This is a genomic window from Marinoscillum luteum (assembly GCF_044005705.1).
GTDB classification, from domain to species: Bacteria; Bacteroidota; Bacteroidia; order Cytophagales; family Cyclobacteriaceae; genus Marinoscillum; species Marinoscillum luteum.
The window spans coordinates 176,456-194,845 of the sequence record NZ_JBIPKE010000013.1; the positions used below are offsets into that span (position 1 = coordinate 176,456).

An 18,390-nucleotide genomic window follows, 5' to 3' on the forward strand; every position below is an offset into this window, starting at 1 on the left:
GAGTTAAATCTGTGACACATTATCAAAACCCATGATTATGAAAAAAACTACTCACCTAATGTTTTTAGTGGGGCTGTTCTTAGTGAATGCCCTCTCAGCTCAGGAAACTGAAAAGTTTGACTTTGATCTGTCGCAGCTTGATATTCCATATCAAAAGTTTGTGCTCAGCAATGGGCTCACGCTCATCGTGCATGAAGATCATAAGGCGCCCATAGCAGCCGTGAATGTATGGTATCATGTGGGCTCCAAAAATGAAAAATTTGGTAAAACAGGTTTTGCTCATCTTTTTGAACACCTAATGTTCAATGGGAGTGAAAATTTTGATGATGATTATTTCCAGGCCATGGAGCGAATCGGAGCCACAGACCTGAATGGTACCACCAATTTTGATCGAACCAATTACTTCCAAAACGTGCCCAAATCAGCTTTGGATGTGGCACTTTGGATGGAGTCCGATAGAATGGGACACTTCAAGGACGCCATTTCTCAGGAAAAGCTGGATGAGCAAAGAGGCGTTGTGCAAAACGAAAAGCGCCAGGGTGAGAATCAGCCCTATGGTAAGTTTTTTGACCTTGTGACACAGTCCTGCTTTCCGAATGGACACCCTTATAACCACACAGTCATTGGTTCCATGGAGGACCTCAATGCGGCTGCTTTGGATGATGTAAAGCAATGGTTCAATGATTATTATGGAGCTGCCAACGCAGTAGTGGTGATCGCTGGAGATGTTAATACGGAAGAGATTTACCAGAAGGTAGTCGATTACTTTGGGGACATTCCATCCGGTCCTCCGGTTACTCATTATGGTTCTTATGTGGCCAAGCGAACCGGGGAGATTCGTCAGGTGCAGCAGGATAGAGTACCACAGTCGCGTATATATATGGTTTGGAATGTGCCCGAGTGGGGCAATCCCGATGCTTTCAATCTTGACTTTGTTGCTGATGCCCTTGCCTCAGGGAAAAATTCACGTCTTTATAAACGTCTGGTTTATGATGAGCAGATTGCTACAAGTGTGAGTGCTTACAATTGGGAAAATGAAATCGCCGGCATATTTGTGATCCAGGCCAATGTGAAGCCGGGTGTGGATAATATGGTAGTGGAAAATGCGATCAAAGAGGAGCTAGCTAAATTTCTGAAGGAAGGCCCTACCTCAGGAGAGATGAAGCGTATCAAAACTGACTTTTTTGCCGGGTTTACCCGTGGCATTGAGCGGATTGGTGGATTCGGTGGAAAATCTGATATCCTCGCCATGAATGCTGTTTATGGTGGGTCGCCTGATTTCTACAAAACACGCCTGAAGGGAATGAAGGAAGCTTCCATCAGTAGTGTCAAGTCTGTGGCTAATAAGTGGCTGAGCGATGGCGTATACGTATTGCATATCAATCCTTTTCCTGACTATGAGACGACCGGTAAAGATGTGGACCGCTCGGCACTGCCAGAGGTGGGGCCTGCTGCAACTGTGGCTTTTCCAAAACTGGAGCGTGCAACACTTTCCAATGGGATGAAAGTGGTGCTTGCTCAGAGAAATACCGTTCCGCTCATCGAGTTCAGAATGATATTTGATGCCGGCTATGCCGCAGATCAGTATGCCAAAGCCGGTACTGCCAACCTCACCATGGACATGCTGGATGAGGGCACTAAGGCCCGTACAGCACTGCAGATCAATGAGGAGTTGGCCCTTTTGGGTGCTGAACTCAATACCGGTGCTAATTTGGATCAGTCCTATGTTACCCTCTCTTCATTAAAGAATAATTTCGATCAGTCGTTGGCCCTATTTGCAGATGTGGTGCTGAACCCGGCTTTCCCACAAGCTGATTTTGAGCGATTGCAAAAGCAACAGATAGTAGGCATACAAAATGAAAAGAAAAGCCCGGTGTCTATGGCACTCCGTACCCTTCCGAAATTTTTATACGGTGAGGATCATGCCTACGGCAGCCCGCTGACCGGCTCGGGATATGAGTCCACTGTGTCCGCCATGACTCGCGAGGACCTGATGAAGTTTTATGAGACTTGGTTTAAGCCCAATAACGCTACCATTGTAGCAGTGGGGGATATCACCATGGACGACCTGAAACAAAAACTGGAGCTGAACTTCAAGAAGTGGAAGTCAGGAGAGGTACCCAAGAAGAACCTGGAAATGGTGGGTGCTCCCAACAAGAACAAGATATATGTGATGGATAAGCCAGATGCACTTCAGTCCGTGATCATCACAGGGCACCTGACCAAACCCTATGGTGAGGTCAGCGAAATAGGAGTGAGTATGATGAATAATATTCTTGGTGGGGAGTTTACCTCCAGAGTGAATATGAATCTACGGGAAGATAAAGGTTGGGCATACGGAGCATTTACATTCCTTTATTCCGCTAAAGGTCAGCGTCCGTTCCTGGCTTATGCACCTGTACAGACTGACCAAACGGCCCCATCTATGAAGGAGATCATGGGTGAGCTTACAGGGTATATAGGTGACAATCCGGCCACTAAAGAGGAGTTTGAAAAGACCAAAACCAATGAAATACTTAGCCTGCCCGGTCAGTGGGAAACCATGAATGCCGTGGAAGGGTCTATCGCTAACATAGTGAGGTATGGTCTTGCCGATGACTACTATCAGACCTATGCCGGCGAGGTGCAAAGCCTGGAGCTTTCCAAGGTTCAAAAGTTGGCCAAAGAAATCATCGATCCTCAAAAAATGACATGGCTGGTGGTAGGGGACAGCAAGAAGATCATGGCGGAGATCAAGGCACTGGGCTATGGTGAGGTGATCGCCATAGACAGTGATGGAAATGTATTACAACCTCAGAGTCAGAAACTTGACGTAGAAGGAGGGAAAAACTAAGTCGGGTAAATTATCCTGTTGGATTGAAAGGAGGAATCTTCACTGGTGGAGATTCCTTTTTTTGTTGATAAGGGTGTTTTTTGTGGATTTATTCCTGGAGGTTGAGATTCTCCAGCACTACATGGCTGGAAACATTCCCAAGAAACTTGGCCAGCAATTCATCGCTCAATTTCATAAACTCTACGGCGGCAGTATTGTCAGGTGAATAGTCACTGATGGCCTGACCAATATCCAGTGCTTCCCCCACCTTAATGGATCGGCTCACAGTGGTATCCAATATGAGGTTGCCAAAAGAGTTTTTGGCTTCATTAAATTTTTCCTGAGACAGGATAAGGTTGCCATTGTACATATTAAAAAATACCCCAAGAATATTGAGAAGGCTATTTTCTACCATATTCAGGTAGCCCATTAGTGTTTGTATGCCTGTGATCGAAAAACTATCGGCTTGCGCCGGTATGAGGATGTTTTTGGAGCTCCCAAGTATGGCTTTGACCAGTACCCCAAAGTTGGTAGGGCAGTCCATGATGATAAAGTCATATTCCCTTCGCTGAGAGCTAAGAAGGCGGGCAATGATACCTGTGCCAAATGAAATAAACTGATTATTGGATTCAATCTGAGTCATTTGAAAATCTCCGGGAATGATGTGCAGATAAGGTGTGATTTCCAGCGGTTCAATATCCGGGTCATGATCATGCAGCAGATTTCTGATGTTGTTATAAATGGTGTTTCTTGGTTCCTCTATAGTAATGGCATTGGTGAGGTTACACTGAGGATCAAAGTCTATAAGGAGAACCTTAAAGGATCTCGACCAACTGATTCCAAGATTGAGTGCGGTAGTGGTTTTCCCTACGCCTCCCTTAAAGTTGTAAATGGAAACTGTGTTGGACATTAATGATGCTGGTTGGTAACAAAACACTCAATTTACTACAAACCTTGGAATATATCAATCTGATAATTGAATAGTTATATAGGCTTAATCTCCTGCGGCAAATTAGTCTTCAATTAGCATTACCTGAGCTACTTCCGAGATCAGATAGCGTCTGGCGGATCGCTCTTCCATACAAAGGCTTCTGGTTCTTTTCTTTTCCAATTTTTTATAGACTTTTTCATTGAATTCAAATGACTGTCCAACAGGTATTTTGCTCAGAGGAATCAGGTCGGAGGGACCATCGAATTTTTTCAGAACGTTGTAAAGGATTGGATCCGAGCAGCTTGCAGCTTTGGGGTTTTTAAAATAGTTGGTAAGCGCCAGTAGTACAGGTGCCGGAAACACAGATTCATTGAGCACTGGTGTGGCAATCTTTTTGAAATTATCCTTCCATTCCTGACCGTGAGGAGCAGCCTTCCGACCGTGCGCATTAAAGGTGACCAGGTGAGCCACTTCATGCAGGAAAGTGACGAGAAAGGAAAATTGATTCAGGTCATTGTTAATAGTGATGGTGTGCTTTTTGGTTTTTGGGGTGTATCTGTAATCTCCGAGTTTGGTTTGCCGGCTTTTTTTGATTTTAAATTCAAAACCAAAATAGTCAAGCAATTTACAACAGTATGTCACTGAGTTTTCCGGGACAAAACGCTCAAAAACAGCCTTGGTCGAATTCACGATTTAAAGAAAATAAAAAGAAAGCGAAGTGAGTGTATGAAGTGAACAAAATCGGGTGGGCTGATTGACGACTATCAGTTGGAGGATTGAGGTTCGTCATAGTTATGCGGAACAATTCCATTGATCTTAGCCTAATTATTTAACCAACAAAATCATGAAGACGCTCACACCTCCAAAGCCTCATGTAGACCCTCACGAAGGTGGCTTGTCAGAGGCCATTCACGCTAATGAAGTGCTGCATAAGCAGGGCAGAGTTAATCAATATCAGGGCTTACTGGACCTCAAAAGGTCAAGGGAAAAGATGGATGCCGAACGTCGGCCGTTGTTCTTTTTCATCGGTCTCAGCTTGAGTCTTCTCTTTGCCGTTATTGCTTTCAATTGGAAGATTTATGATGAAACTCAAATGGTGGATTTGGGCGATGTGAGTTCAGATTTTGACGAAATACTGGAGGTGCCCCCAAGTTTGCAGTCCCCGCCACCGCCACCTAAGAGGGTAGAAGTATTTGTACTCAGGGAGATAGATGATGCGGAAGTCTTAGACGAAGTGAAATTTGATTTGGATGTGGAGCTTACTGAGGATATGGCCGTAAAGGACGTGATGTATGACGTGGTACTGGAAGAGCCTGAAGAGGAAAAAGCTGAGGAGATCTTCCAGATTGTAGAGGATCAGCCACAGTTTCCGGGAGGATTGAAGACGTTTTATGCTTTTGTTGCTGAAAACATTGTGTATCCTGATTTGGCTAAGAGGCTAGATATCAGTGGGCGGGTGTTTGTGAGGTTTGTAATAGAGAAAGACGGGAGTATTACCGACGTACAGGTGGTAAAAGGCATCGGGGGTGGATGTGACGAGGAGGCTGTGAAAGTGCTTGAAAACAGCCCCAAATGGATTCCCGGTAAGCAGCGAGGAAACAATGTACGCGTATATATGACTGTTCCCATATTATTTCTGCTTAAGGAAAGATGAAAAGATATCGATATGGCATGTGCCGAATCAATCAATTAATAGCTTCAATCAAATAACTGTAATAATGAGAAACTCAATGTCTGCTTCAGAAGCAGTCCGCAACATCAAATCTGGTGATCATGTATTTATTCACACAGCAGGAGCTACTCCCAATGTGTTGGTAGAGGCTATGACCGACCGGCATTCAGAACTCGAAGGAGTCAAAATTTATCACTTACATACAGAGGGCCCAGCGCCCTACGCCAAGCCGGAATACTCGAATAGTTTTCGGGTGAATTCGTTCTTTTTGGGAGCCAATTGCCGGAAAGCTACCCAAGAGGGTTATGCGGATTATATCCCCTGCTTCTTAAGTGAAATTCCATTAATGATTCGATCAGGAATCATAAAAGTGGACGTGGCCCTGGTGCAGGTTTCACCACCTGATGCCCATGGGTATTGCTCTTTGGGAATCTCAGTAGATGCAACCAAAGCTGCGGTGGATATGGCCAAGGTGGTGATTGCACAAGTTAACCCCCGCATGCCCAGGACACATGGAGATGGGCTGTTGCATAAGGATATGTTCACAGCCTGCGTGGAGGTGGATGTGCCACTTCCAGAGTTAATTGGCCATCCGATCACTCCCGAAGAGAAAAAGATGGGAGAATTCATTGCAGAGATGATTCCTGACCGAGCTACGATGCAAATGGGCATTGGGGCCATTCCTGATGCGGTGCTCTCCTGTCTGGGCAATCATAAGGATTTAGGTGTGCACACCGAAATGTTTTCCGATGGGGTGATCCCGCTGGTAGAAAACGGGGTTATTACCAATAAGTACAAGACGAAGCATAAAGACGTGATTGTGTCCGGATTTATGATTGGATCCAGAAAGTTATACGATTTTGTAGATGATAATCCAATAGTGCGGATGCTGGATATTCAGTATGTGAATGACACAGCTGTGATCAGGCGAATGCCCAATATGATTAGTGTGAACAGCGCCATCGAGGTGGATCTTACGGGTCAGGTGAGCGCGGATTCTATAGGTACGCGGATTTACTCGGGAGTAGGAGGGCAGATGGATTTTATCCGGGGAGCTTCGCTCTCTCCTGGAGGTAAGCCCATCATTGCCTTGCCTTCTATTACCTCAAGGGGTGAGAGTAAGATTGCTTCGTTTTTGAAAGAGGGCGCAGGGGTAGTGACCACCAGAGCACACGTTCATTACATCGTCACAGAATATGGAGTGGCAGAACTCTACGGGAAAAACCTGAGGGAGCGGGCCAAAGCATTAATAAGGATCGCTCACCCTGATCATCAGGCGCGGTTGGAGCAGGAGGCATTCGAGCGATTCAGAGTACTCTGAGGTTGTTGTTTTTGGTTGGATGAGCATCACACTGGACATGTGGCGCTCTTTTTTTAAGTGAGTTTCTTGATGAAAGTGACCAGCCGATTGGTGACTTTGAATCCAACCTGCAGATGAAAAGCAACACTATCTAAATTGTCGGTTTCAGTGTCAGAACCCAGAAAACTGGTACCCCTTTCTCGGCACCATTTCTCAGCTCGCTCTATCAGCATTTTGGCCACACCTTGTTTTCTAAAGGCTGGTTTTACATATATGCCTTCAATGTATCCAACAGGGGATGAACTGGCACCTTCCACATAATCAAATCGCAGGTTGAGGTAAATAAATGCAATGTACTGACCATGTGCTCTGGCCAGAAAGTAGCATTCTCTTTCAGATTCCATCGCTTTTACACAGTTGGCATATTCCTGGTCTAACTTACACTCAGGCCACAACTCCACGATCATCTTTGTTAGCTGATCGATGTTTGAATGGTCAAAAGGTACAATTTCCATAAGGTCAAAGCCTTTCGGCATCATTGATTTCAATCCAGTATCCATCCGGATCCTGAATGTAAACTTGCTTGACTCCATCGGGCCTGGAATTCGTGCTATTGGCTTCTCCAGGCCAGTTTTCAAAATTTACCTTCTTCTCACGAAGCATGTTCACAAAAGCATCAAAATCATTTACGGCCAGGGCAAGGTGTACATCTTTAATGAGTTGAATGCCTTCTTTACTTCGGTTGATGAGGTGTAGTTCCACACCATCAGCGAAAGTGAACCAACGGATATTGGGTTTTTTAGTCTGGTTGGTTATTTCGTTAAGACCTAATATTTCCGAGTAGAATTGGGCACTCGCAGGTAGGTCTGCTACTACGATAGCGATGTGGTCGGTTTTTAACTGAGGCTTATAGTTTTGTCCGCTAGCTTCCAGGGTAACGAACAATATGGCGACAAAGAAGAATGTTTTTGGTAACAGGAGATTCATGGATGTTTGTTTTTGATTTGAGGGTCAAGATAAAAGAGAAACATTAAACGTATCGGTATCGAAATGGACAGTTTTGGTGTGCAAATGTTGATAGATCGCTCTGATTATGCCGATCGTAAAGGATTTGGAGAACGGATTATGCCCTCCGCTGGAGCTTTGATGGTGTCTGTTTGTTGTTTTTATTAACATGCGGCACCTCTGATGCCGACGATATGAAGCTCCGTAGGAGCGGGATATTAAATAGGCTGAGATTGGTTATTTTTAGAAGCTGCGTAGCAGCGACATGTCGGTATTAGAGGTGCAATGTTTTTTGATTGATTAAGATTTGAGGGGTGGATTGTGTCACTCCTCCGGAGCTTTAACGGTGTCTGTTTGTTGTTTCTATTGACATACGGCACCTCTGGTGCCATTGGTTTCGGAGAATGTATCTGGGCTGAAAACATGGTGTTGTGTTGATAACACAAAGATGGAATTTCGAAAATAAAAGGTTCGAAGCTCCGTAGGAGCTTAATATTAATAGAAATGGTGTGAATGCGAGATAAGCTGCGTAGCAGCGACATATTGATGTGATATTTTGCGTGTAAGATTTCAAGAGCGGATTGTACCGCTCCTCTGGAGCTCGGGAGATGTATTTTTTAGGGCTATTAATATTTGGCACCTCTAGATGCCGATGCTATAAAGCTCCGTAGGAGCGGGATATTAATAGGCTGAGATTGGTTATTTTTAGAAGCTGCGTAGCAGCGATATGTATATATGCGATATTTTGATCGCATAGGATTTCAGGAACGGATTATGCCGCTCCGCTGGAGCTCAGGAGCTTCTCTCCGTTGGCCTATTAATATTTGGCACCTCTGGTGCCGATAAAATAAAGCTCCGTAGGAGCGGGATATTAATAGACAGAGATTGGTTATTTTTAGAAGCTGCATAGCAGCGACATGTCGGTGTTTGAGATGCAATGTTTTTGATTGATTAAGATTTGAGGGGAGGATTGTGTCGCTCCTCCGAAGCTCAGGGGATTCGCATCGTTGGCGCTATTAATATTTGGCACTTCTGGTGCTCATGAAGTAGGAGATTGAATAAAAATCATAAAATTATGATAGATTCACTTGTCCTATTGAACCTACTCATGGCCAATACCTATACTCAGCTATATGTTCATGTGGTTTTTGCAGTCAAAGGCCGTCAAAACATGATCTCACCAAAATGGAAGGAAGAACTCTATAAATACATCACCGGCATAGTCACCAACCAGGGACAGAAATTAATGATTATTAATGGTATGCCGGATCATTTGCATATTCTTATTGGGATGAAGCCGGACATAGCCCTATCTGATCTGGTCAGAGACATCAAGTCCAATTCCTCCAAATTCATCAATGAAAAAGGGCTAACCATTGGCAAATTTGCATGGCAGAATGGGTTTGGAGCCTTTACCGTTGGCCAGTCCCAGAAGGAAAATGTGATCAACTATATCAAAACCCAGGAAGAGCACCATGGTCATAAGACGTTTAGGGAGGAATACCTTGGCTTCCTTCAGGCTTATCAGATAGCGTATAATGATCAATATGTTTTCGAATAAATACGGTTTTATACCCGATCAATTGTGGGAGTGAATTGCTGATTTCCTCAGGTGATCATGATGGTTTTAGAAATAAGCACTTCATCTTCCAGTAGGATGGAGAGCTTCCATGGGCCTCTTTTATCCTCCACCGGTGCCCATATGGAGTCCCCCAGGAAAAATTGAAATGGGTTGTGCTTCACCCGGAATGTGCTTCTAAATGGAGGTTCCACCGCCCCGCTTTCGTCAGTAAATGGAGGGTGTTCTATCAGAAAATCAAGATATCGACCTTTGGCCTTTCTGATCTCCACAATCATTCCAAACTCGGCTCCAATGACGGCTTCTACGGTGTTTGTCAGAGCCATAAATTTGGGAAGCTCATTGCTCTCACGATCCCATTCGCTATACGCTCCATAATTAATGATTTCAATTTCAATGGTTTTTGTATTCTTCTTTTTCATCAGAGAAGGCAAAACTAATCTATGCATTTGGGTATGAAAAAGGCCTTGAGAAGAAAAGGAATAAGGAACTAAATGTCAATAGTTAATGGATCATTTGGTTATTCTCCGATAATGCTACTGTTTTATTCTATCACCATTCATATTTTTATTATTTTCGACTTCTGTACCTTTTCCAGGTTGGATTTATTCAAACTCCATTAACACAAAATAGTCAGAAATTATGCAAAGAAAAATCACAATAATATTCGTCCTTTTTTCCATGGTGTCACTTACCTCATTTGGGCAGCAGTTTAAGGTCCTACTTTTCACCAAAGTGGCGGGATACCATCACGAAGCAGTTAATGAAGGTGTGGATGCCATACGGTGGCTGGCGGAGCGCAATGACTTTGCACTGGACTGGCATCAGGATGCCTCCAGGGTATTTAATGATAAAGCTTTGGCAGAATATGATGTTGTCATTTTTCTGATGACTACTGAGGATATTCTTAATGACGAACAGCAGGAAGCTTTTAAGAGGTTTATCCAATCTGGAAAGGGCTTTGTAGGGATTCACACGGCTTCAGATACGGAGTATGATTGGCCATGGTACAATCAACTCATTGGCCGTATGTTCTACATTCACCCACACCGTCAGACTGCAGCCATCAGGGTAGAGGATCGTAATTTCCCCGGGATGCAGCTAATGCCTGATATGCGCTGGTGGACAGATGAATGGTATGAGTTTGGAGAAGAAAAAGTGGATAATCTCAATTACCTGATCACCGTGGATGAGTCCACATATGACGTCAAAGCCAAGTGGGGAGAGAAAGAAGCTAAGGGAATGAATGGCTTTCATCCGGTAGCATGGTATCACAATTTTGATGGAGGAAGAGCCTTCTATACAGCCATGGGGCATATGGCGGAGACCTATTCTGATGCCATATTTCTTGAGCACATCTATGGAGGCATTTTCTGGGCGGCTACAGGAAAGGGTGTAATGAAGAAACAATAATAAAGCCTGTTATTCAGAGTAAAGCCAGCTCCTGATCATATCAGGAGCTGGCTTTTTTATTTTTCGACTTATTGAGGTTCTCTGCCAACCGGTATTGAACGATTCGGGTGATCAGTTCCATGGGGATTGGCTTGTTCAATGGAAACTTAATGGTTCCTTTTCCACCTTCATATCCTGACAGCTCTTCTTTAAACACTTCGATCGCTCTTGGGGCAGGGTAGAAGCCTATGTGCTGCTTATATCCCCCAAAGTGAACAAGCACCCCATTTTGAGAAAAGGTCGGGATGCCATAGCTGATAGATTCAGTAGCTTCAGGTGCAGCCTGTTGAATAACCTTTCTGATTGCCTTCAGGATTTCCTGCACTTCTATGGGGAAATCTGCGATGTACTCATCCACACTTTGTGGTGCTTCTTTTGAATCAGTCTTTTTCATACAGGTCAGTTTTTAGGCCTTAAAATAAACCAAACGCAGCATATCACCAATTACTGCGTTGCGTCAGTTTTTCTCCTAACAAGGGTCAATCAAATGGTTGATCAAGATCATCCGGCCTCACTGGTTTCGTCATACCTCACGTTCGTGTACCCCTCTACCTTCGCCTTATCAACTAAAACAAAACACAATGAAATTCTTACTAACACTCCTCCTTATATCAGGACTGACCGCCGGTCAGTGGGAGTTTAAGACAGTCCCATCACAGAGCACTATGACCATTCTGGGTACCTCCAGCCTTCACGATTGGGAATCCAAGGTTGGCGATTTTGTGGTCTCTGGTACCATGGGAGAAAACCTCATCACCAACCTCAAGGTAGAGGTGAAGGTGAAGTCCATCAAAAGTGGAAAATCCATTATGGACGATAAGACCTATGATGCGCTGAAGAGCGAAAAATTTCCCACAGTCTATTTCACAGCCGAATCGCTGGCGCTATCTGGCAGTAAGGCCGAAGGACTGGGTGTACTCACCCTGGCAGGTGTATCACGAACCATCTCCCTCGAAGCGCAGACCACGACCAAAGGTGCGGGTACTGTGCAGGTGAACGGAGAAGTATCTATCAAAATGTCGGAGTATGGGATAGACCCACCGACCGCTATGTTTGGAAGCCTCACTACAGGTGATCAGGTGACCATCCAATATCAGCTTTTACTCAACAAATAAACAGACTATTTAAACAAATCAATCATGAAAAACTTCAAGCTCAAATCAATCTTAACAGCCCTGTTTCTGACAGGAGTGGTGTTTGCTTACGCTCAGCAGCCAGCGCTGCAATATTTCAGAGCCAATGACAAAGATGGTCTCAATGTATTTGAGACTTCAAAGGAGAATGATGTGGAATTCACCGGTGTGAAAGTGCGTGTCGGTGGCGATTTTGCCATGCAATTTCAGGGACTTTCTCAAACCAATGCAGGAGACTCTTTAACAGAGTTGGCCAATAATTTCAACTTGCCTACTGCCAATCTGAATCTGGATGTACAGCTGGCGGATGGTATGAGAATGCACTTGCGTACCTATCTCTCTTCCAGACACCATACTGAAGCCTATGTGAAGGGTGGATATATTCAGATCGATAAACTCGATTTTATCCGTGAAGACTTCATGAGTGGTTTCATGAATGTAGCGACCATCCGTGTAGGTATGGACGAGTTCAACTATGGAGATGCACACTTCAGAAGATCCGATAATGCCAGAGCTATTTTCAATCCATTTGTGGGCAATTACATCATGGACTCTTTTACCACAGAGCCATTCGCTGAACTGACCATCAATACATCAGGTTTCATAGGAGTACTTGGAGCCACCAATGGCCGACTCAATCAGAGTCCACTACCAGGTGATGATGGCTTTGTGCTCTTCGGTAAACTGGGCTACGATGACCAGATCAATGATGACCTACGTCTTCGCTTGACTGGCTCTTTCTACAGCAGCTCTGACAAAGGCACCAGAGACTACCTATACAACGGTGACCGAGCTGGAGGTAGATACTACCAGTTGTTAGGTACTCAGACCATTTCCAGCAGTGACTTTTCTCCAAGATTCAATCCTGGCTTCAAATACCAGACAGCCTTTCAGATCAACCCATTTGTGAAGTTCAAAGGCCTAGAGTTCTTCGGAGTGTTTGAAGTAACAAGCAATGGTGATGATGCCGTAGGTGGTAGCTTCACACAGCTTGGAGCAGAGGCGCTTTACAGATTTGGTGGTGAGGAGCAATTATACCTTGGTGGCCGTTTCAATAGCGTAAGTGGTGAAATGACCGACGCAGCTGCTGCTCGGGATACACAGCGAATCAATTTTGGAGGAGGTTGGTTCATGACCAAAAACGTACTGGCGAAAGTAGAATATGTGAAGCAAACATATGATGGAGCCGGATGGAATGGCAGCCAATATCAGGGAGCAGAATTTAATGGTGTAGTGATTGAAGCCACCATTGGATTTTAGTAGCCTGTTTAGTTGAGTGGCCGCCTCCTTCGGGAGGTGGCTTCTCATTTTAGTTGTAAGAGCGGAGTGTTTACTGGTAGGTTGGGCCAGTAGATGCTCCGCTTCTTCCTTTATATGCGGTCTGAAATAGGTATTATTCCCCGGGTAAATGAAATCTTAACCTGATGCTGAATAAATAAGGTGTACTTTTGTGGCTTACAAAGAAATGACATTTAAAATAAATTGTCGTTTCACAAACAATTTATATGTCGTTTAAATCTTTGGGACTATCCGAATCCCTGTTGCATGCAGTCAACAAAAAAGGATATAGTACCCCTTCTCCAATTCAGGAAAAGGCCATTCCACTCATTTTGCAAGGAAAGGATATACTGGCATCAGCTCAGACAGGCACAGGCAAGACTGCCGGGTTTGCTTTGCCGATGCTGCAGCTATTGGCCGAAGGTCGACAGCAGAGCAGACCAGTTGTTCGAGCACTTATACTCACACCAACACGTGAGCTGGCAGCACAGGTGCATGAGGATGTACACACATACAGTGAGTTTCTTCATCTGCGATCAGCAGTGATTTTTGGTGGCGTTAATGCCAACCCACAGATCCGAGCACTGAGAAATGGGGTGGACATACTAGTGGCTACACCAGGTCGTTTATTGGACCTGTACAATCAGAAAGCTGTATCACTTGCCAAAGTAGAGATACTGGTGCTGGATGAAGCAGATCGTATGCTGGACATGGGTTTCCTGAGAGATATCAAGAAAATTCTTGCTTTAGTCCCTGAAAAGAGACAAAATCTGTTGTTCTCAGCTACGTTTTCAAGAGAGATCAAGCAGCTGGCCAACGGAATTCTCAATCATCCTGTACTGGTGGAGGCAACTCCGGAGAATACCACTGCAGAGAAAGTAGATCAAAAAATTTACAGAGTAGACAAGAGTAAGAAAGCGCAATTGATCACCAAGCTAATCGCTGAAGGTGACTGGCAGCAGGTACTGGTGTTTACCCGTACGAAGCACGGTGCAAATAAACTAGGTAAAATACTCACCAAAAACGGACTGACTGCTGCGGAGATTCATGGCAATAAGAGCCAGGGAGCGCGTACCAAGGCCCTTGCGGGGTTTAAGAAGGGTACAGTGCGGGTGTTGGTGGCTACTGACATTGCCGCGCGTGGGTTGGACATCCCGCTCTTGCCTCACGTGATCAATTACGAGCTACCCAATGTACCTGAAGATTATGTACACCGAATAGGTCGTACAGGTAGGGCAGGAGCTAGTGGTGAGGCTATTTCCCTGGTATCGCTCGATGAGATCGAATATGTGAAGGGCATCGAGAAGTTGCTTGGTTTGAAGCTTGATAGTGAGGTGTTAAGCGGATTTGAACCTACAGAGACCGCTGCAGACATCAAGAAAGAGCCTAAAAAGGGGTCTTTTCAGCGATCGCAATCGTCTAAACCCAGGGATTCAAATAAGGGAAATTTCAGAAGATCAAATAGAAGTAATTCGAGCAGAAATCGCTCAAACTGATAATAGAGGAGGGAATCGCGCGACTGCACTCAGTCGAGCGATTTCACTTCCATTCTTAGCTCAAAGGAGACATTGAGTTCATCGTTTACTTTCACCATTCCGAAAAACTTGGTGGGAGCCTCAAGGTCAAAATCATGCATGCTGAGATGTTGTGTCCCCGCCAGGGTAAGCGCCCCCTCAGAGTGATTGATCACCAGTCCATTTTCCACCAGTGCATCGTGTGATTTTCCTGCCAATGTGATAGTGACCGAGGAGACTACAGTAAGTTTAGCGACTTCCTGACTTTCATTTTTGATTTGGATGTCATTGATCCGCAGTAGCAGATATGGATACGCATCGCTTTTCAGTGTCTTTCGCAAGTCCTGACTCATGGCTTCCAGTCCGCAATCAAACTCTGATACTGGGTATTTGAGTTCTAACCCCTCAAAACGAATCTGGCGTGCCTCACTGGTGGTCTTCACCACTATGGGCTTACCCGGGAGAGCTTGACTCAATGTACATTCAAATGTATTGAGGTTGGTGGTGCCCTGCAGGATGAAACGCCCTGAACTAATGGTCACCTCGTGATGCGATGGCTGAGCTGAGAGTAGACTACTCCAGATAAGTGCACTGAAAAACAGGGTATATCTCATGCTACAAAGAAATAAACTACGAGCAAACGGTCTTATGACAATTGTCAGGAAGATCAGTGACAGTGCACATGACCACTATTAGATCAGAACCGAACGGCACTCAGTTTTTCTGGATGGAGTACGTGGATGGTACTGCCCTCTATTTTGATAAATCCGTCTTTCTTGAACTCGGAAAGTATCCTGATCACAGACTCTGTGGCTGTACCCACCATGCTGGCCAGGTCTGAGCGTGACACATCAAAGTGATCTTCCTCATACTTATTGAAGAGCTTCATGAGCGCATCTGCAGTACGTTTTCTCACGGTATCATAGGCCATTTCCACCAGACCATGTTCTTTTTCCAGTAGGTTCTTAGAAAGCATTTTGATAAACTGTCCTGAGACTTCCCGGTTTTGAAAAATCAGATCCTGAAAGTCTTTGCGAGGAACTAATATCAGCTCAGTCTCTTCCAGTGCTTGCGCAAATTCCGTGCGCTCAGTATCCTGAATGAGGGCATTCTCGCCCAGAAAATCTCCGTCTGAGAGCACGTCAAGGATAAATTCCTTACCATCAGGATTGATCTGATAGGTTTTTACTTTCCCTTTTTTGATTTTGTAGGCATAAGAGGCAAAGTCCCCATGTCGATAAATAATGTCTTTTCTTTTAAAAGAGCGTGTTTTCCCACTGTTTTCCAGGTCTTTCAGCTCATGGTATTCTTTGGCCCGCGCCACAAATTCCTGCAGGGACTCATTGCTCGATAGTCGACTGAACTTCTCCAGTCTTCGCTCTATGGCTCCCAGGAGCTCCATTTCTTCGAAAGGCTTGGTGATATAATCGTCCGCGCCCATGTTCATTCCTTTTCGGAAATCTGTTTTTTCGGCCTTTGCCGTAAGGAAAATAAACGGAGTAGACGCGATCTCAGGATTTTTGCCAATCAGGTAGAGCACTTCATAGCCATCCATCTCCGGCATCATGATGTCACAAAGTATCAGGTCTGGTTTGTGCTCCAGGGCCTTCTTTACACCTTCTTTGCCGTTTGGCGCGGTGATAGGCTCATAGTGAGAAAGTAGTAGGAGTTCTTCAATGTTTTCCCGTACTTCCAACTGGTCTTCGATGATGAGTATCTTCTTTTTCATGACTTTGATTGGTCAGGGCTGTATAGGAAAAGAAATCACAAACTCGCTGCCCTGGTTTTCCTTACTGGTAAAAGTAATATTTCCGTGAATGAGGTTAAGGTACCTTTTCACAATATTCAATCCAAGGCCGGTACCCTGGATGTTGGAGGCATTGTCGGCTCGAAAAAACCGCTGAAAGAGGTTCTTTTGCTCTTCTAGCGGGATGCCGATCCCCTCGTCTTTGATGGAAATCTGAATGCGGTCTTTCACCCGGGAGGTGGTGGCGGTGATGGTCTTTCCCTCATCTGAATATTTAATGGCATTCGAGATGAGGTTGATTATGATGTTTTTTAGAATGTGTGGGTCAGAAACCACTTCAGTCAAGCCCTCCTCAATGGTGATTTTTAGTTGTTGATCTTTTTTCAGGCCTTGTTCGAATATTTCTTCCACCTCCCTGAATAGGCCAGTCATATTGAAGGCTTCTACTTTCATCGTGATGGCACCACTTTCCAGTTTTTCAAGGGAAAGAAAATCATTCAGGATATTGGTGAGGTTATTCACAGCAGATTTGATCCGGTTCACATGCTTGTCACGGTTGGCTTGTTGCTCGGTTTCCGTGTATTTGGCCACCAGGTTGGCAGAAGAGTGGATGGTGGTGAGTGGTGTCCGAAACTCATGGCTCGCCATCGAGATGAACCTTGATTTCATCTCATTGAGCTCTTTTTCCTTTTCCAGGGCATTGAGTATCTCTTTCTCTGCTTTCTTCAGCTCTTCCAGACTGGAATGCAGGGCGGCTTCTGCCAGCTTGCGCTCTCTTATCTGGCTCTTGAGCCCCAGGTTGAGATGCTCTAGTTCCTGGGTACGCTCCTGCACCTTAGACTCCAGCTCAGCTGTGTACTGCTTTAGCTTTTCTTCGCTTTCCCTCAGGGCGTCTTCTTGCTCTTTTCTCCTGGTAATATCCGAAATGAATGCCACCACCAGCTTCTCATCCTCGTGCATGACATAGCTAAGACTTACTTCCACAGGAAATTCACTGCCAGATTTTCTCTGGCCGGTGAGGTGACGCCCTATGCCCATTGGTCTGGTGACCGGATGAGCAATATATTCGGTTCGGTGAGGGACGTGCTGTTTGTGATACTTCTTGGGAATCAAGTCTTCGATGACCCTCCCCATCAGCTCGTCTTGCTCGTATTCAAAAATCTCTTCTGCCCGCTTGTTGATGAGCCGGATTTTTCCTTCACTGTCGACGATGATAATACCCTCACCAGCTCCCAAGAATATTTTATTGAGAAGTTGGAGTCCATTGGAGGAAGTAAGGTATTCGCTGCTGATCGGCATAAACGTGAGGTTTCCGGATTTTGACTTTGAAATATAAACCTACAAAAGGTGCCAGACAGAAGCCCTAGAAGAGTACTGATTTATTTCATTTTTTGGATTGACTATCGTCACATACCCCCAAAAGTGGCATCGATACTTTTGTGAGATACTTTTTTCTTTACCTAATGCCATGAATTTATTCCATCAGATACTTATTCCCACGGACTTTTCATTGGCTGCATGGCACGCCGTGCAGTTGGGCCTAAGGCTCATTGCTCCAGAGAATTCCCGTCTCACCCTGCTTCATGTATTTCCCTCGGGACCATCTGAAAGAAGTGGGGACCTTCAGCTGATGGAGGGACTCAGAAAGCAAATGGATGACCTTTGTCAGACCCTGGAAAGAAGTCAGAAAAAGAAGATTCAACCTGTGATCCTTGGAGGAGAGGTAGAGGGAGAGGTCCTCAAATTTATCCAGGCAAACGCTTTTGAGCTGATTATTTTAGGTGTGAATAGCAACGGAGTAGACAATGAGCCCGGAAGTCACATATCGGGCATCATCGCTAAGGCCAATGCCCCTGTGATGGTAATGCCCAATGTGATCAATGAAACTCATCAGGTGTCATAAGTCCTCGTCTAGTTGTTTTTACGGATAGGAGATTACAGAATTTGTGTGAGCCCTCCGCATGGTG

General features: G+C 44.9%; 18 protein-coding genes. 9 read left to right on the forward strand and 9 right to left on the reverse strand.

Translation table 11 applies throughout. From position 1 onward, the window contains the following. The first annotated feature begins 37 nt into the window (after positions 1-37). On the forward strand, positions 38-2,833 hold the full coding sequence (locus ACHKAR_RS05620) for a M16 family metallopeptidase (protein WP_395416528.1): 2,796 nt from the start codon (positions 38-40) through the stop codon (positions 2,831-2,833). Positions 2,834-2,921: 88 nt separating this feature from the next. Here ACHKAR_RS05620 and ACHKAR_RS05625 read toward each other — a convergent pair whose 3' ends face one another. After that, positions 2,922-3,722 carry a ParA family protein gene (locus ACHKAR_RS05625; protein WP_395416529.1) on the reverse strand — a complete coding sequence of 267 codons (801 nt, stop codon included), beginning with the start codon at positions 3,720-3,722 and terminating at the stop codon, positions 2,922-2,924. Positions 3,723-3,824: 102 nt separating this feature from the next. Then, positions 3,825-4,367, reverse strand: a complete 543-nt coding sequence (locus tag ACHKAR_RS05630) for a SprT-like domain-containing protein (protein ID WP_395416530.1) — start codon at positions 4,365-4,367, stop codon at positions 3,825-3,827. Positions 4,368-4,587: 220 nt separating this feature from the next. Here ACHKAR_RS05630 and ACHKAR_RS05635 point away from each other — a divergent pair, with 220 nt between their 5' ends. Both ACHKAR_RS05635 and ACHKAR_RS05640 read left to right on the forward strand, forming a co-directional pair. Then, entirely contained in the window at positions 4,588-5,397 is an 810-nt protein-coding gene (locus tag ACHKAR_RS05635) for an energy transducer TonB (protein WP_395416531.1), read from the forward strand. Positions 5,398-5,461: 64 nt separating this feature from the next. After that, the gene (locus ACHKAR_RS05640) at positions 5,462-6,736 is read left to right on the forward strand and encodes an acetyl-CoA hydrolase/transferase family protein (protein WP_395416532.1); all 1,275 of its coding nucleotides are present in this window, start codon (positions 5,462-5,464) and stop codon (positions 6,734-6,736) included. Positions 6,737-6,789: 53 nt separating this feature from the next. Here the strand turns inward: ACHKAR_RS05640 and aac(6') are convergent, their stop codons facing one another. Both aac(6') and ACHKAR_RS05650 read right to left on the reverse strand, forming a co-directional pair. Next, positions 6,790-7,230 carry an aminoglycoside 6'-N-acetyltransferase gene (gene aac(6') / locus ACHKAR_RS05645; RefSeq protein ID WP_395416533.1) on the reverse strand — a complete coding sequence of 147 codons (441 nt, stop codon included), beginning with the start codon at positions 7,228-7,230 and terminating at the stop codon, positions 6,790-6,792. A 4-nt stretch (positions 7,231-7,234) separates the two neighbouring features. Continuing rightward, positions 7,235-7,702: a VOC family protein gene (locus tag ACHKAR_RS05650; protein WP_395416534.1), complete on the reverse strand. Its 468-nt coding sequence runs from the start codon at positions 7,700-7,702 to the stop codon at positions 7,235-7,237. 1,126 nt (positions 7,703-8,828) lie between these two features. Between ACHKAR_RS05650 and tnpA the strand changes: the two genes are divergently transcribed. Next, positions 8,829-9,281, forward strand: coding sequence for an IS200/IS605 family transposase (gene tnpA / locus ACHKAR_RS05655; RefSeq protein ID WP_159583641.1), 453 nt, complete (start codon positions 8,829-8,831; stop codon positions 9,279-9,281). A gap of 47 nt (positions 9,282-9,328) precedes the next feature. On the opposite strand, the gene ACHKAR_RS05660 is transcribed toward tnpA, so the two are convergent. After that, positions 9,329-9,721 carry a DUF3859 domain-containing protein gene (locus ACHKAR_RS05660; protein WP_395416535.1) on the reverse strand — a complete coding sequence of 131 codons (393 nt, stop codon included), beginning with the start codon at positions 9,719-9,721 and terminating at the stop codon, positions 9,329-9,331. Between the two features lie 220 nt (positions 9,722-9,941). Between ACHKAR_RS05660 and ACHKAR_RS05665 the strand changes: the two genes are divergently transcribed. Beyond that, on the forward strand, positions 9,942-10,712 hold the full coding sequence (locus ACHKAR_RS05665; RefSeq protein WP_395416536.1) for a ThuA domain-containing protein: 771 nt from the start codon (positions 9,942-9,944) through the stop codon (positions 10,710-10,712). A gap of 40 nt (positions 10,713-10,752) precedes the next feature. Here ACHKAR_RS05665 and ACHKAR_RS05670 read toward each other — a convergent pair whose 3' ends face one another. Further along, positions 10,753-11,145, reverse strand: a complete 393-nt coding sequence (locus tag ACHKAR_RS05670) for an iron chaperone (protein ID WP_395416537.1) — start codon at positions 11,143-11,145, stop codon at positions 10,753-10,755. A 187-nt stretch (positions 11,146-11,332) separates the two neighbouring features. Between ACHKAR_RS05670 and ACHKAR_RS05675 the strand changes: the two genes are divergently transcribed. From ACHKAR_RS05675 to ACHKAR_RS05685, 3 genes are all read left to right on the forward strand, one after another. After that, complete coding sequence (locus tag ACHKAR_RS05675) at positions 11,333-11,866, forward strand: YceI family protein (RefSeq protein WP_395416538.1); 534 nt, start codon at positions 11,333-11,335, stop codon at positions 11,864-11,866. Positions 11,867-11,890: 24 nt separating this feature from the next. Continuing rightward, complete coding sequence (locus ACHKAR_RS05680; protein WP_395416539.1) at positions 11,891-13,144, forward strand: hypothetical protein; 1,254 nt, start codon at positions 11,891-11,893, stop codon at positions 13,142-13,144. A 245-nt stretch (positions 13,145-13,389) separates the two neighbouring features. Further along, positions 13,390-14,658 (forward strand): DEAD/DEAH box helicase, encoded by a 1,269-nt coding sequence (locus ACHKAR_RS05685; protein WP_395416540.1) that lies wholly within the window; start codon positions 13,390-13,392, stop codon positions 14,656-14,658. A 29-nt stretch (positions 14,659-14,687) separates the two neighbouring features. Here the strand turns inward: ACHKAR_RS05685 and ACHKAR_RS05690 are convergent, their stop codons facing one another. The 3 genes from ACHKAR_RS05690 to ACHKAR_RS05700 form a co-directional block, all read right to left on the reverse strand. Beyond that, complete coding sequence (locus tag ACHKAR_RS05690) at positions 14,688-15,290, reverse strand: hypothetical protein (RefSeq protein ID WP_395416541.1); 603 nt, start codon at positions 15,288-15,290, stop codon at positions 14,688-14,690. Positions 15,291-15,373: 83 nt separating this feature from the next. Then, positions 15,374-16,405: a response regulator gene (locus ACHKAR_RS05695; protein WP_395416542.1), complete on the reverse strand. Its 1,032-nt coding sequence runs from the start codon at positions 16,403-16,405 to the stop codon at positions 15,374-15,376. Between the two features lie 12 nt (positions 16,406-16,417). Beyond that, positions 16,418-17,722, reverse strand: coding sequence for a PAS domain-containing sensor histidine kinase (locus ACHKAR_RS05700; RefSeq protein WP_395416543.1), 1,305 nt, complete (start codon positions 17,720-17,722; stop codon positions 16,418-16,420). A gap of 169 nt (positions 17,723-17,891) precedes the next feature. Between ACHKAR_RS05700 and ACHKAR_RS05705 the strand changes: the two genes are divergently transcribed. Beyond that, positions 17,892-18,326, forward strand: a complete 435-nt coding sequence (locus ACHKAR_RS05705) for a universal stress protein (protein ID WP_395416544.1) — start codon at positions 17,892-17,894, stop codon at positions 18,324-18,326. Positions 18,327-18,390 lie beyond the last annotated feature (64 nt).